Raw genomic sequence first — 14,545 nt, forward strand, 5'->3', positions numbered from 1 at the left:
CGCCTCGCTGGCGTCCGAGGGCTGACACGGGAGGGCCGACACCGGCGGGCCGGCACCGGAGGAGCCCGAAACCACCTGTGAATCGGGCGACCTGCGCGGTGCGTATAATTGTGTGTTGGGTCCGGTCCGGACCACCCTCCCTACCTAAGGCTATTGATGACTGAAGCTCCCACGCGCCGGGACAACCGCCGCAACGTGGCGATCGTCGCCCACGTCGACCACGGTAAGACCACCCTCGTCGACGCCATGCTCCGGCAGACCGGTGTCTTCAACGAGCACGGTGACTTCGCCGAGCGCGTGATGGACTCCGGCGACCTCGAGCGGGAGAAGGGGATCACGATCCTCGCGAAGAACACCTCGGTGCTCTACAACGGACCCTCCGCCGGTGACGAGCCCATCGTCATCAACGTCATCGACACCCCGGGCCACGCCGACTTCGGCGGTGAGGTCGAACGCGGACTGTCCATGGTCGACGGCGTCGTCCTCCTCGTCGACGCCTCCGAGGGCCCGCTGCCCCAGACCCGCTTCGTCCTCCGCAAGGCTCTCGCGGCGAAGCTGCCGGTCATCCTCGTCATCAACAAGACCGACCGGGCTGACGCCCGCATCGACGGTGTCGTCGAGGACTCGCAGGACCTGCTCCTCGGCCTCGCCTCCGACCTCGCCGACGAGGTCCCCGACCTCGACGTCGACGCCGTCCTCGACGTCCCCGTCGTCTTCGCCGCCGCGAAGGTCGGAGCGGCCTCGCTCGACCAGCCCGCCGACGGCGAGGTCCCGGACAACCCGGACCTCGAGCCGCTGTTCAAGACGATCATCGAGACCATCCCGGCCCCGGAGATCAACGCCGACGGCGTCCTCCAGGCGCACGTGACGAACCTCGACGCTTCGCCGTTCCTCGGCCGTCTCGCCCTCCTGCGGATCTTCGGCGGCACCCTGAAGAAGGGCCAGCAGGTCGCGTGGGCCCGCGGTGACGAGATCAGCTCCGTGAAGATCACCGAGCTCCTCGAGACGCAGGGACTCGACCGGGTTCCCGCCACCGAGGCGTCGGCCGGTGACATCGTCGCCGTTGCGGGCATCCCCGACATCATGATCGGCGACACCCTCACCGACATCGACAACCCGAAGCCGATGCCGGCGATCGTCATCGACGATCCGGCGATCTCGATGACCATCGGCATCAACACCTCGCCGCTGGCCGGTCGTGAGAAGGGCACGAAGGTCACCGCCCGCATGGTCAAGGACCGCCTCGACGCCGAACTCGTCGGCAACGTCTCCCTCAAGGTCCTGCCCACCGAGCGTCCCGACGCCTGGGAGGTCCAGGGGCGCGGTGAGCTCGCGCTCGCGATCCTCGTCGAGCAGATGCGCCGTGAGGGCTTCGAGCTCACCGTCGGCAAGCCCCAGGTCGTGACCAAGCAGGTCGACGGCCAGACCCAGGAGCCCTTCGAGGACCTGACGATCGACGTGCCGGAGGACTACCTCGGCGCCGTCACCCAGCTCATGGCCAGCCGCAAGGGCGTCATGTCGACGATGACGAACCACGGCACCGGCTGGGTGCGGATGGAATTCACCGTCCCCGCCCGCGGCCTCATCGGCTTCCGCACCCGGTTCCTCACCGAGACCCGCGGCACCGGCATCGCCAACTCGATCTCCGCCGGCTACGGACCGTGGGCCGGCCACATCGAGTTCCGGACCAACGGCTCGCTCGTGGCCGACCGCGCCGGAGCCGTCACCCCGTACGCGATGATCAACCTCCAGGAGCGCGGTTCCTTCTTCGTCGAACCGACCTCCGAGGTCTACGAGGGCCAGATCGTCGGCGAGAACTCCCGGGCCGATGACATGGACGTCAACATCACGAAGGAGAAGAAGCTGACGAACATGCGCTCAGCCTCCGCGGACTCCTTCGAGAACCTCGTGCCCCCGCGCAGGCTCACGCTCGAGGAGAGCCTCGAATTCGCCCGTGAGGACGAATGCGTCGAGGTCACCCCGTCCGCCGTGCGCATCCGCAAGGTCGAACTCGACCAGAAGGAGCGCGCGAAGATCTACGCGAAGCTGCGTCGTCAGAACGCATGATCACGCCGCGGATCCTCTTCGTCCACGCCCACCCCGATGACGAGACCATCGCCACGGGAGGCACGATCGCAGCCCTGACCGCCGAAGGCGACCAGGTCACCGTGCTCACCGCCACCCGCGGTGAGGGCGGAGAGGTCATCCCGCCGGAGATGAAGGCCCTCGAGGGCGACCGGGCCGGGCTCGCGTCCGTGCGGGAGTCCGAGATCGCCGAGGCGATGCGGTCCCTCGGCGTCACCGACCACCGGTTCCTCGGCACTCGCCGAGGCGGTGCGGTGACCCTGCCCGAGCGTCGTTTCGAGGACTCGGGGATGGAATGGGGGCCCGAGGGCCACGCCGTGCCGGCAGCGTCGATGCCCGCAGGCGCCCTGTGCGCGGCGTCGACCGACGAGGTCGCCGACTACATCGCCGCCGTCATCGACGAGGTCCGCCCGCACGTGGTCATCACGTACTCGGCCAACGGCGGCTACGGCCACCCCGACCACGTCCGCGTCCACGACGCGACCGTCGCGGCCGTCGAGAAGGCGACCTGGCGGCCCGGTCGGCTGCTCTTCGTCGAGATCCCCGCCGAGGTGGCCAGGGCGTCCTTCGATCCGCGCCAGTCCGGATTCTCCGAGACCGGGTTCGCCCAGGCGCAGACGATTCCGACGATGGCGCCGGTCGGCGAGATCGTCGTCGCCCAGAACGTCGCAGGCGTCCGCGATGCCCGCCGGAGGGCGTTGGCCGCGCACCGCACGCAGGTGAGCCTCAGCGGTGACTTCATGGCCCTGTCCAACGGCATCGGCACGAAGCCCGCCGACCACGAGTACTACTCCCTCGGCGCCGGCGCCCCGTTCCCCGCGGAGACCCAGAGCTCGGGACTCGCCTCGCACGTCCTCGCCGGCCTCGACCTCGATGCTCTCGAGGACGCGAACGCGGCCGGAGCCCCCCGGCGTCGCCGCGAGCCGAAGAAGCCCGGTGTCTTCGCCTTCATCCATGCGGGACTCCTCGGCCTCCTCATCGGCCTCCTCGGGGGATTCCAGCATCTCAACGTCTCGGTCGTCCGCCTCGGCGAGACCCCCGCGATCGTGCCCTGGGGACTCGGACTCGGACTGCTGCTCGCCCTGTGCGGCCTCTGGCACCTCAAATCGATGTACCGGTCCACCGCACCGATGCTCGTCGCCGCGATCGTCATCGCCGTCGTCTCCTACATCCTCGGCCAGCCGGAGTGGCTGCCGGGATCCGACATCGTCGTCACCGGCACCCTGCGGTCGGTGGTGTGGCTGCTCGGCCCCATGGTCATCGCGGCCGTCCTCGCCTTCGTCCCCGTCCGCAGCCGGGCGCAGAGATCCCTCTAGGACTCCGCTCCCGGACAGAGCCTTCCCCGACCAGACTCAGATCCCCTCGATAGACTTGGAAGAATGATGTCCACCCAGACCCTCGCAGGCAGCGCGCCTGATCCCTCGGCCGGCACCTCGGCGGGCAGGCGCAAGCGACCCTGGATCATCGCGCTCCTCATCCTCGTCGGGCTCGCCGTCGTCTACCTCGCGATCGGCTTCTTCAGCGGCCGGGTCGTCGCCCCCGGCACGACCGTGGCCGGCGTCGACATCGGCTCGCAGAGCGCAGCCGATGCGAAGTCGACCCTTGAGGACGCCCTCGGGGAGAAGGCGAAGCAGGAGATCGAGCTCAGCGCCAAGGAGGCCACGGCGACGATCGATCCGGTGAAGTCGGGACTGGCACTCGACGTCGACGGCACCGTCGCCCAGGTCACCGGGTTCACACTCAACCCTGCCATCCTCGCCGACCGGCTCTTCGGCGACAATGAGGTCTCACCCGTCCTCGCTGTCGACGACGCGACCTTCGACAAGAGCGCCGAGGCGGCCGCGAAGGGACTCGAGGTCGAACCCGTCGATGCGGAGCTGAGCTACGACAAGACGACGCCTGCGGTCAAGGACGCCGTGACCGGGCAGAGCGTGAGCGTGGAGAACATCCGCTCCGCCGTCGCCGCACAGTGGCTGGTCAAGGACAATCCGCTGCCCGTCGTCGTCGACGAGGTCGAACCCGACATCACGACCGCTGAAGCCAAGGACGTCGCCGACGGCTTCGCCGCCGATGCGGTCAAGGCCGACGTCACCGTCAAGGCCGTACCCGGCAAGGACGCCGACTCCGACGTCAAGGGCGGGGACCTGACGATCTCGCCGACGACGATCGCGAAGACCCTGAGCTTCGAGGCGAAGGACTCGAAGCTCGTGCCGAAGTTCGACGCCGAGAAGCTGCAGAAGCGGGCACTCGACGAGAACGAGGAGATCGGACGTCCCGCCAAGGACGCGACCTTCAAGGTCGTCGACGGCAAGCCGCAGGTCGTCGACTCCGAACCCGGCATCGGCATCAAGCCCGACGACCTCTCGAAGGCCGTGACCGATGCGATCAACGGCGACACCGCAGCCGCCGAGGTGACCCTGGCCTCCGTCGAACCGGAGTTCACGACCGAGGACGCGAAGAAGGTCGACGTCTCGCAGACCGTCTCGGAGTTCTCCACCCCGTACAAGTCCGATCCCAACCGCGACAACAACCTCCGCGTCGCCTCGAAAGAGGTCTCGGGCACGGTCCTTCAGCCCGGCGAGCAGTTCTCCCTCAATGAGACGCTCGGCCCGCGGACCGCGGCCAACGGCTACAAGCCCGCAGGCGTCATCTCCGAAGGGCAGATGAAGGAGGACTTCGGCGGAGGAGTCTCGCAGGTGTCGACGACCCTGTTCAACGCCGCGTTCTTCGCCGGCTTCGAACTCAACGAGCATCAGGCGCATTCGCGCTACATCTCCCGCTACCCGGAGGGCCGGGAGACGACGCTCGACTACACCTCGATCGACCTCAAGTTCACGAACAACCAGAAGACCCCCGTCGTCCTCGACATGTACCTCTCGGGCGGAAAGGTCTACGCGAAGGTCTACGGAGTCAAGTACTACGACGTCGAAGCCGACTCTTCGGGCCGGTACGCCTTCACCTCGCCGGCGACGGTGACCGAGTCCGGTCCGTCGTGCACCCCGCAGTCACCGCGCGAGGGCTGGTCGATCAAGATCACGCGGACGATGAAGGAGATCGCGACCGGACGGGAGACGAAGGACTCCTTCGTCACGACCTACCGACCGGTCAACAAGGTCGAGTGCAAGTAGCTCTGCTGCACGGACAGGCTCAGGCCTGCTTCGCGTACCAGCACCGGTGGCGCACGCTCGCGCCCAGCGACGTGAAGAGCCCGAGCGACGCCTCGTTGGCCGCTTCGACGTCGACGAGGTAGGAGCGGACTCCGCGCTGGGCGAGCAGGGCTGCGGCAGCCCGTGCGACCGAGCGTCCGGCTCCGCGCCGACGCAGGTCGGGGCGGGTGACGAGGTTGGTGATGACGCCCCACTTGCTCCGTTCGACGACTCGGCACGTCGCGACCATCGTCCGCGAGCCGTCGGGATGCTGAGCCCACGCGGTGACGAACTGGCATGGGTCATCGGTCTCGATGAGCGCCCGGAAGGCGTCGATCGAACCGGGGTCGCGCTCACTCGTCCAGGCAGCGAAGTGGAGGTCACTCGGCGTCTCGGTGACGTCGATGGACAAACCGGGGGCGGCCGCCTCGGCGGGGGCACCGGCACCGGCGGCCGCCTCGGCGGTGGCACCGGTGAGGAGGTACACGGTCTCTGACGGGGAGTATCCCCGCTCGGACAGGAGCGGCCCGAGACCCTCGCACTCCGGGGCCAGGGTCGTCGAATCGTCGGCCGAGTAGATCTGGACGACCGCGGGCCGCTCGCGGGCGGCGTACCACGCCTCGACCGCGTCGAGCGTCTCGGACCAGCCCAGCCCGGACTCGGTCACGGGCAGGGCGCTGTTGGCGCGGCGGGTGGTCGATTCGGAGCTGCGCAGGAGCCAGCCCTTCTGGAGCAGCCCCACCTCGGCGGGGGAATCGCTCGACTCGTTGCGGAGATTGTCCGCGTGGAGCCACGAGACGTCGGACGGCAGCCACGCCGCCGCGGAGATGCGACGGAGGTCGACTGCGGAGACGATCTCATGGGTGCGACCCGACCGGGTCGGGGCCGGCGGGACCTCGTGGACGAGGAGGATGAGGCCGCGCTCGATCCGCACGGGACCGCGCTTCGTGTCGATGACGACGCCGGACTCGTCGACGGAGCTGACGACACCGAGGGCATCGGAGGTCGCATGCGTGTCACCCGGGGTGAGCGCATAGCGCACCACCACTCGTCTGCCTGGCGAGAGCTCGTCCACACCGCTCCTTCCGATTCCGCTGTCCCAGACCACATTAGAGCAGGTGGGCTCGGCCGCGGGGGAGGCGTGACCAATGCAACGAGGATCACGTGTCACGGTGGGAGACTGGGGACGCGTTCAAGGCGTATGGTGGAGATCATAGATCAGCTGAGTCTCCCGAGGAGCACAACCCGTGACGTACATCATCGCCCAGCCCTGCGTCGACGTGAAGGACAAGGCCTGCATCGACGAGTGTCCGGTCGACTGCATCTACGAGGGGGAGCGGAGCCTCTACATCCACCCCGACGAGTGCGTCGACTGCGGTGCCTGTGAGCCGGTGTGCCCCGTCGAGGCCATCTACTACGAGGACGACGTCCCCGAGGAGTGGTCGGAGTACTACAAGGCCAACGTCGAGTTCTTCGACGACATCGGCTCCCCGGGCGGCGCTGCGAAGCTCGGCAACACCGGCAAGGACCACGCGATCATCTCCGTCCTCCCGCCGCAGAACGGCTGAGGCGGTGGCGCCTCGCCTCGGGCTCGACCTGCCCGACTACCCCTGGGACAAGCTCACCGAGTATCGGGCCCGCGCCGCCGAGCATCCCGGCGGGGTCTGCGACCTCTCGATCGGCACCCCCGTCGATCCGACGCCCGCAGTCATCGAGGACGCGCTGGCCGCGGCGAGCGACGCCCACGGATATCCGACGACCGCCGGGACCGATGAGCTGCGTGCCGCGATCGCCGGGTGGTATGCGACGTGGCACGGGGTGAGCGTCGACCCGGCCGCCGAGGTGCTGCCGACCATCGGGTCGAAGGAGTTCGTCGCGTGGCTGCCCACCCTCCTCGGCCTGCGGCAGGCCGGACTGTCCGTGGCCTGCCCGCACGCCGCGTACCCCACGTACGAGATGGGGGCGAGGATCGCCGGGGTCGACTGTGTGCGCCTCGACGCCTCCGAGATCGTCGCCGGCGCTCCGCTGACGGGCATCGGCCTGCTCTGGCTCAACACTCCCGGCAACCCGACCGGCGCGGTCCAGGATGCCGAGACGCTGGCCGAGGTGGTCCGCCGTGCCCGTGAGGCCGGAGTCGTCGTCGCCTCCGACGAGTGCTATGGCCTGCTCAACTGGACCTCCGACGAGCCTGCTCCGAGCATCCTCTCGGTCACCGACGGCGACCACTCCGGGGTGCTCAGCGTCTACTCGATGTCGAAGCAGTCGAACCTCGCAGGCTACCGTGCCGCCTTCGTCGCCGGCGACGCAGCGCTCATCGACGATCTCACTCGGACGCGCAAGCACGCGGGGATGATCGTCCCGGCACCGATCCAGGCGGCGATGATCGCCGGGCTCACCGACACCGCACACGTCCTCGAGCAGAAGGAGCGCTACCGCGCCCGCCGGGATCGGCTGCGCCCGGCACTCGAGTCCTACGGATTCCGCATCGACCACTCGGAGGCCGGACTCTACCTCTGGGCGACCGCCGGTGTCGACTGCTGGGAGTCGATCGGGGCACTCGCCGATCTCGGCATCATCGCCGGACCCGGGGCCTTCTACGGCGACGCGGCAGCGCAGCATGTGCGCATCGCCCTCACCGCCACCGACGAGCGGATCGCCGCGGCTGCGGACCGGCTCCTCGCCTGAGGCGCGCCGTCTCGGGCAGGCGATTGCTCAGCAGTGTCTGGTGCCTGCGGCTCGGCTGAGGCACGTGCCCCGGGTGGAGAAGCTGCCATCGTCACAGGCAAGGACACCTGTCGCCCCACCTCGGCGGGGAATGATCCCGATCAGGATCGGGACTGGTCTGAGAGGGATGCGCCGAGGTGCATAGGAGCAGTGCGGAATTCGTCACACCCGCATCGGATCCCTGAGCCCGACGCTTGTTACTGAGCAGTACAGACAGGGCACAGTGATTTTTCGATTCCCCCGCAAGTGGGTAGTCTTTGAGGGAACTGTGCAAGACGCCTCAGGAAGTTCTTGAGGTGGGTCGACGGTGAGGAGAACATATGCCGACCGAAGCGAATCTCAGGATTGCCGAGACGGATCTGGCACTGCCAGAAGTGCCCGCGACAGCAGGCAACGACGGATATCGCATCGGCTCCCTGCTCAAAGACACCGGAGCCGTGACCTACGATCCGGGATTCGCCAACACCGCGTCCACCTCGTCGTCCATCACCTACATCGACGGTGATGCCGGGGTGCTGCAGTATCGGGGCTACCCGATCGAACAGCTGGCAGACAAGTCGAACTTCGTCGAAGTCTGCTACCTCCTCATCCACGGTGAGCTGCCCACTCAGGAGCAGTACGACGCCTTCGATGCGCGTCTGCGCAAGCACACCATCGTCCACGAGGATCTGCGCCGGTTCTTCCGGGCATTCCCCTACGATGCGCATCCGATGCCCATGGTTGCAGCTGCGGTCGCCGCTTTGTCGACTTTCTACCAAGATGACCTCGATGTCTTTGACGAGGATCAGATCGACACCTCGTCGTTCCGGCTGCTCGCGAAGATGCCGACGATCGCCGCTCTCGCGCACCGGAAGAACATGGGCCTGCCCGTCATCCACCCGGACAACTCGCGCAGCCTCGTGGAGAACTTCCTCCGCGTGAACTTCGGCGTCCCCGCCGAGCCGTACGAGCCGGACCCGCTCGCGGTCAAGGCGATGGACCAGCTCTTCATCCTCCACGCCGATCACGAGCAGAACTGCTCGACGGCGACCGTGCGTCTCGTCGGGTCCTCGCAGGCGAACCTCTTCCAGTCGATCTCGGCCGGCGTGAATGCCCTGGCCGGACCGCTGCACGGCGGCGCGAACTCGGCGGTGCTCGAGATGCTCCAGACGATCGCGGCCTCCGACGACGGTCCGAAGAAGTTCATGGAGCGCGTGAAGAACAAGGAAGAGGGCGTGCGCCTCATGGGCTTCGGCCACCGGGTGTACAAGAACTACGACCCGCGCGCGAAGATCATCAAGAAGACCGCCGACGAGGTCCTCGCCCGCTCCGGCGGCGACCCGCTGCTCGAGCTCGCCGTCCAGCTCGAGGAGATCGCGCTAGCCGACGACTACTTCGTCGAGCGCAAGCTCTACCCCAACGTCGACTTCTACACCGGCCTCATCTACAAGGCGCTCGGCTTCCCGACGAACATGTTCACCGTGCTCTTCGCCGTCGGGCGCCTCCCGGGCTGGATCGCCCAGTGGCGCGAGATGATCAAGGACCCGGAGACGCGCATCGGCCGTCCGCGCCAGGTCTACACCGGCGATGTGTCCCGCGACTACACGGATATCACCGATCGCTGAGCGAAGCTCCGGCGATCGCTGAGCTGGAACGGCGGCGGCGACCGCTGAGCTTGGCGAGCACCGTCGACCACTGAGCGTCTCCGTCCCGAGCGGCCCTCCGGGCGCTCGGCCACCCTGCGAACGGTGGCTGAGCACCCGGAGGGCTGCTCGCGTATTCAGCAGCCACACGCCGCACCTCGGGCTGCAATTCGCGCCCGCAGCCGCACGCCGCACCTCGGGCAGCAATTCGCACCCGGAGCCACACGCCGCACCTCGGGCAGCAATTCGCACCCGGAGCCACACGCCGCACCTCGGGCAGCAATTCGCGCCCGCAGCGTTATACCCGCGGCGTAACTCGCTGAATCGGACCGTTGGCCGCAAATCATCCCCGTGCAACTGGAGGTTTTGTCGCTGCGGGGGTGGGATGCAGAATGCGCTCGCCGAGGCGGTGGTGCGTCTGTATGCCGATCATCGTCTCCAGTGGGTCCACGGTGAGGTAGGTGTCGTGTGAACATCCGATTAGGGGCGCAGGGTCGATGGTCGGAGGCCGAAGCTCGGGTCGCCTGTTAGCATATGAATAGCGAGTATGTCCAACAAGTATTCACCGACTTCGTGGGTAGAAAGTTGTGAGGGGTGCAATGGTCGTCGATGCAGTCAGCGCTCTGCGTGAACTGGACTTCGAAATCGCCGCCGGGGCCAACCGTGGCTCGTGGCGTGTGCGCGGCCCTGAGGGAATCTGGTTCGAAGTATCGCCAGCACCGGCGGTGCCGCATCTGGACGCTCATACTGTTCGCAGCTATACGGCTCATCACGAATGGAGCGGCGGTGTGCTCTTTGTTGCCGAATCCGCGACGGAGGGAATCATCGAACGCGCGGAGTCCGGAGAACTCGACATTCTCACGACTGCCCCGATACGACTCATCCATTCGGGGATCACCTATTCGGTGCACACAGCCGCTACGACGGACCACCGGAGCGAAACACCGAAGCGCGCGCGTCCAGCGTGGACCCGCTGGGCTCTCATACGCTACCTGCTGCTCAACGATGCTCCTGCGCGACAATCTTCGATCGCGGACGTTCTCGGCGTCAGCCAGCAGGCCGTGTCGAGTGCGCTCAAGATGCTCGGACCATTCGTCGACGATGCGGGTGATGGCGTCTATGCCATGGATCGCCAGGGACTGCTGCGACTGTGGATTGATGAGTACCTCGGACCCGGCGGTCAGGAATTCGGGTGGTTCAGTCTGGATCCGATTGTTCAGCAGGTCGCGCAGGCCAGAGAGATCTTCCATTTCTTGGACCAGACGATCTTGGTCGGCGGCGATGTCGCGGCAGACGTCATTGCTCCGTGGAAACTGCCGACCACTGGTCGAATCTACACCGACGCTCCCATCGACCTCTCCGAGGGAGGATTTGTTCCGGCACCATTGGACGAAGCGACCCTCATCATCAATGTGCCTCGCGACCCGACGATACTCAGATTGGGGTCGGTCCGACCATCAAGCAGTGAAACCGGCGGACTGCCGGTGGCGGATCCGCTGATCGTGATGTGGGATCTTCTCCATAGCGGCAGTGTCGACAGCGGACCGGCTGCGGACAAGATCGCAGAAGTGGTCGTAGAGCGACAATGATGAGTGAAATCATCAGAATAGAGGCGCATGCCGCGAGCAACGCGGACTCGCTCGGCTACATGGGGCAACAGGCGGTCGCCCAAGCTGTCGACCGTGACACGCCGTACCGGATCATCGGCGGCCATATGGTCAGACTTCTTCTCCATGTGTATCCCACCTCGAACGCAACCCTGCGATCCACGATTGATGCCGACGCAGCCGTCGACGACATCGAAATCGTCGGCGACATAGTGGATGGTCTCTGCGCCCAGGATTTCAGTCAAACAGGCGGAAACGTCCTGAAGAAGGCTGTGAACTCCGAGCAGAATATCGAAGTCAACCTGCTGGTCTCCCGCCGCGGAAGCTCGAAAGGCATCCGGTCGGAGTGTGCGCCCGGGGTCGGGCAGGTCGATACCCTTCCGGAACTCGGATTCGCCCTTGACCAGCCGCCCCTCGACCTGGAAGTATTCGCGACCCTGTTCGACGGTTCGACGATCGAGTACCGAACGCGGATACCAGGGCTTGAGACTGCAGTCGTGTTGAAGGCCCATAGCTGGAAAGCACGGGGACTGCGGTCTGACCGTGACCTCGCAGACCTCCACTCGCTCATGGAGATCCGCGAGGAGCATCCGCACACAGCGTGGGGGCTCTCGTCTCCTGGTCTCATCGGGTTCCGAAAGGACACTGCGAGAATCCTCCACGAAGCGGCAGGAAAACTCACCAAGAGGACGAGCAATCTACCTGTGCCGTACGACCTGGACCGAGTGCGTATGGCAGCTTTGATCGCCCGGCATGTATCCCGCCCGTAGCTGAGACGCTTCGCACTTGCGTCAGTAGAAGAACTGTCCTCAAATGCTCGCTGAGGCGATGGTCGAACGAACAACCCGAAAAACGCTCGGCAACCTCTCGGGCATGACGACTCCGGGCTGGATAGCCAAAGGGCGCTCAGCAACCTGACGACAGGTTGCTGAGCGCCCTCAAGGCAGCTGTGGTGCGGGGTCTGCGAACCCGCGTATCCTCGGCGGAAATCGCCTTATCGCACCGTTGGCCGCGAATCATCCCGGTGCAGCGGGAAGTTCTATTGCTGCGGGGGTGGGATGCGGAACCCCGCGCCTCGCCGAGCTCTCAGTGGAGGTCGGGGTTGAGCTCGATGCCCTTGGCCGAGCGGGCCAGTGCCTCGACGGCACCGGTCACCGAGTTGCGGCGGAAGAGGATGTTGTTCGCGCCGCTGAGCTCGGAGGCCTTGACGACCCGCTCGTCGTCGCCCAGCACCGTGACCCGGGTACCCGCGGTGAGGTAGAGGCCGGCCTCGACGATGCAGTCATCGCCGATCGAGATGCCCACGCCCGAGTTCGCACCGAGCAGACTGCCCGAGCCGATCGAGATGCGGTGGGTGCCGCCGCCGGAGAGCGTGCCCATGATTGAGGCACCGCCGCCGACATCGGAGCCGTCGCCGACGACGACGCCCTGCGAGATGCGCCCCTCGACCATCGCCGAGCCGAGGGTGCCGGCGTTGAAGTTGACGAAGCCCTCGTGCATGACCGTCGTCCCGGAGGCCAGGTGCGCGCCGAGGCGGACCCGGTCGGCATCGCCGATGCGCACACCCGAGGGGATGACGAAGTCGGTCATCCGCGGGAACTTGTCGAGGCCGAAGACCGCGACGGGGCCGCGGGCGAGCAGCCTCGTTCGGGTGGCCTCGAAGTCCTCCGGCGAGCATGCGCCCGCCGAGGTCCACACGACGTTGGCGATGTGGCCGAAGATGCCGTCGAGGTTGACATCGTTGGGCACGACGAGGCGGTGGGAGAGCGCGTGGAGACGGAGGTAGACATCGGCCGCCGAGGCGGGCGCCTCGTCGAGGTCGATCGTCGTCGTCACCACGGACGTCGTCGTCCCGCGGGCGGGATCCTCTCCGGTGAGCGCATCGAGTCCGTCGTCGGCGGCGCGGGCGGTCGCTGCCGCCTCGGCGTCGGCAGGGTCGTCTCCCGTGCTCAGGGCCGGGTACCAGACGGAGAGGACGGTCTTCTCATGCAGCGTGGCGAGTCCACGCGCGGAAACGATGCGTTGTGTCATGCCTGCCAGCCTAGTCGGTGACCGCGGTACTAGGCTAAGTCGTATGACTGCTCATCCACCTGCTGAGACCGCCGCCGCATTCGTCCCCGACGGCGACCTCGGGCAGTATCTGCTCTCCGCGCTCGACGATCCCGCGGAGCTGACTGGCCGGCTGTGCGCGATCGAATCCGTCTCCGGCAACGAAGGTGCGATCGCCGAGGCGGTCGTCACCGTCCTCGAGGCGATCAGCGCCGGTGACGGCCCCGATCTCGAGATCCTCCGCGACGGCGACACGATCGTCGCCCGCACCGGCTTGGGCCGGCCGGAGCGCATCGTCATCGCCGGTCACCTCGACACCGTCCCCGTCGAAGGCAACCTCCCGCCGAGGCGGCTCACCGGTGAGGTGGGTGAGTCCCGTGAGTCCGGAGTTGAGAACGGAACCGACAGCAGTGCCCCGGAAGACGAGGCCCCGGCGGGCGGTGCACCGACGGAGGACGCACGTGAGTCCGGCGCCTCGGAACGTGACCAGGCCGCCGGTGAGGAGATCATCTGGGGCCGGGGCGCCTGCGATATGAAGGCGGGGGTGGCGATGCAGCTCGCCGCCGCCTCGGCGCTGCGGAACCCGTCGCGCGACGTCAGCTGGGTCTTCTACGACCACGAGGAGGTCGATGCCGCCCTCAACGGCCTCGGCCGGGTCGCCCGCACCCACCCCGAGTGGCTGGCCGGGGACTTCGCGATCCTCGGCGAACCGTCGAATGCGAGCGTCGAGGGCGGCTGCAACGGCACGATCCGCGTCGACGTCACGACCACCGGTGTGCGCGCCCACTCGGCCCGCGCGTTCATGGGAGTGAATGCGATCCACGCCGCCGCCGAGGTGCTCACCCGCCTCGACGACCACGTCTCCGAGACCGTCACCGTCGACGGCCTCGACTACCGGGAGTCGCTCTCCGCGGTGGCGATCAGCGGGGGAGTGGCAGGCAACGTCGTGCCCGACGAGTGCCGCATCTCCGTCAACTACCGCTTCGCGCCCTCGAAGTCCGCCGCCGAGGCCGAGGGCTTCCTCCGCGAGCTCTTCACCGGCTTCGACGTCGTCGTCACCGACGCCGCCGAAGGCGCCCGCCCCGGACTCGACCGCCCCATCGCCCAGGACTTCCTCGCCGCGCTCGGCGCGGAACCGTCGGCGAAGCTCGGATGGACCGACGTCTCCCGGTTCAGTGCGCTCGGCGTCCCGGCGGTGAATTTCGGTCCGGGCAACCCGCTGTACGCCCACAAGTCAGACGAACATGTCAGGGTCCGGGAAGTGGAGGACGCGACCCGGACTCTCATCGACTACCTCGAGAAGGGATGAGCG

General features: G+C 67.1%; 11 protein-coding genes. 9 read left to right on the forward strand and 2 right to left on the reverse strand.

The genetic code is table 11. From position 1 onward, the window contains the following. The first annotated feature begins 156 nt into the window (after positions 1 to 156). The 3 genes from typA (at position 157) to BC102111_RS16225 (ending at position 5,213) form a co-directional block, all read left to right on the forward strand. Positions 157 to 2,067 (forward strand): translational GTPase TypA, encoded by a 1,911-nt coding sequence (typA, locus tag BC102111_RS16215; RefSeq protein ID WP_101624850.1) that lies wholly within the window; start codon positions 157 to 159, stop codon positions 2,065 to 2,067. Continuing rightward, entirely contained in the window at positions 2,064 to 3,401 is a 1,338-nt protein-coding gene (locus tag BC102111_RS16220; protein WP_009375168.1) for a PIG-L family deacetylase, read from the forward strand. Before typA ends, BC102111_RS16220 begins: the two co-directional genes overlap by 4 nt. Before the next feature lie 66 nt (positions 3,402 to 3,467). Next, a complete protein-coding gene (locus BC102111_RS16225; protein WP_101624851.1) occupies positions 3,468 to 5,213 on the forward strand; it encodes a VanW family protein in 1,746 nt (581 codons plus the stop codon). Between the two features lie 19 nt (positions 5,214 to 5,232). Here the strand turns inward: BC102111_RS16225 and BC102111_RS16230 are convergent, their stop codons facing one another. Next, positions 5,233 to 6,306 (reverse strand): GNAT family N-acetyltransferase, encoded by a 1,074-nt coding sequence (locus BC102111_RS16230; RefSeq protein WP_009375172.1) that lies wholly within the window; start codon positions 6,304 to 6,306, stop codon positions 5,233 to 5,235. A 172-nt stretch (positions 6,307 to 6,478) separates the two neighbouring features. Between BC102111_RS16230 and fdxA the strand changes: the two genes are divergently transcribed. The 5 genes from fdxA (at position 6,479) to BC102111_RS16255 (ending at position 11,954) form a co-directional block, all read left to right on the forward strand. Further along, positions 6,479 to 6,799 (forward strand): ferredoxin, encoded by a 321-nt coding sequence (fdxA, locus tag BC102111_RS16235; protein ID WP_009375174.1) that lies wholly within the window; start codon positions 6,479 to 6,481, stop codon positions 6,797 to 6,799. A 4-nt stretch (positions 6,800 to 6,803) separates the two neighbouring features. Continuing rightward, positions 6,804 to 7,916 (forward strand): succinyldiaminopimelate transaminase, encoded by a 1,113-nt coding sequence (dapC, locus tag BC102111_RS16240; protein ID WP_009375177.1) that lies wholly within the window; start codon positions 6,804 to 6,806, stop codon positions 7,914 to 7,916. Positions 7,917 to 8,275: 359 nt separating this feature from the next. Continuing rightward, positions 8,276 to 9,559, forward strand: coding sequence for a citrate synthase (locus BC102111_RS16245; RefSeq protein WP_101624852.1), 1,284 nt, complete (start codon positions 8,276 to 8,278; stop codon positions 9,557 to 9,559). Between the two features lie 617 nt (positions 9,560 to 10,176). Beyond that, entirely contained in the window at positions 10,177 to 11,166 is a 990-nt protein-coding gene (locus BC102111_RS16250; protein ID WP_146001445.1) for a hypothetical protein, read from the forward strand. Next, positions 11,166 to 11,954, forward strand: coding sequence for a hypothetical protein (locus BC102111_RS16255; RefSeq protein ID WP_146001446.1), 789 nt, complete (start codon positions 11,166 to 11,168; stop codon positions 11,952 to 11,954). The genes BC102111_RS16250 and BC102111_RS16255 overlap by 1 nt, the downstream gene beginning before the upstream one ends. 316 nt (positions 11,955 to 12,270) lie before the next feature. On the opposite strand, the gene dapD is transcribed toward BC102111_RS16255, so the two are convergent. Continuing rightward, on the reverse strand, positions 12,271 to 13,215 hold the full coding sequence (dapD, locus tag BC102111_RS16260) for a 2,3,4,5-tetrahydropyridine-2,6-dicarboxylate N-succinyltransferase (protein ID WP_063250945.1): 945 nt from the start codon (positions 13,213 to 13,215) through the stop codon (positions 12,271 to 12,273). A gap of 43 nt (positions 13,216 to 13,258) precedes the next feature. Between dapD and dapE the strand changes: the two genes are divergently transcribed. Further along, positions 13,259 to 14,542 carry a succinyl-diaminopimelate desuccinylase gene (gene dapE, locus BC102111_RS16265; protein ID WP_101624854.1) on the forward strand — a complete coding sequence of 428 codons (1,284 nt, stop codon included), beginning with the start codon at positions 13,259 to 13,261 and terminating at the stop codon, positions 14,540 to 14,542. Positions 14,543 to 14,545 lie beyond the last annotated feature (3 nt).

Source organism: Brevibacterium casei CIP 102111, assembly GCF_900169275.1.
Classification (GTDB): domain Bacteria; phylum Actinomycetota; class Actinomycetes; order Actinomycetales; family Brevibacteriaceae; genus Brevibacterium; species Brevibacterium casei.

Bases quoted from the DNA above. Each gene is read 5' to 3' on its own strand.
- BC102111_RS16220 (WP_009375168.1), top strand. From the start codon at position 2,064: ATGATCACGCCGCGGATCCTCTTCGTCCACGCCCACCCCGATGACGAG.
- typA (WP_101624850.1), top strand. From the start codon at position 157: ATGACTGAAGCTCCCACGCGCCGGGACAACCGCCGCAACGTGGCGATC.
- BC102111_RS16255 (WP_146001446.1), top strand. From the start codon at position 11,166: ATGAGTGAAATCATCAGAATAGAGGCGCATGCCGCGAGCAACGCGGAC.
- dapE (WP_101624854.1), top strand. From the start codon at position 13,259: ATGACTGCTCATCCACCTGCTGAGACCGCCGCCGCATTCGTCCCCGAC.
- dapD (WP_063250945.1), bottom strand. From the start codon at position 13,215: ATGACACAACGCATCGTTTCCGCGCGTGGACTCGCCACGCTGCATGAG.
- BC102111_RS16245 (WP_101624852.1), top strand. From the start codon at position 8,276: ATGCCGACCGAAGCGAATCTCAGGATTGCCGAGACGGATCTGGCACTG.
- BC102111_RS16225 (WP_101624851.1), top strand. From the start codon at position 3,468: ATGTCCACCCAGACCCTCGCAGGCAGCGCGCCTGATCCCTCGGCCGGC.
- BC102111_RS16250 (WP_146001445.1), top strand. From the start codon at position 10,177: ATGGTCGTCGATGCAGTCAGCGCTCTGCGTGAACTGGACTTCGAAATC.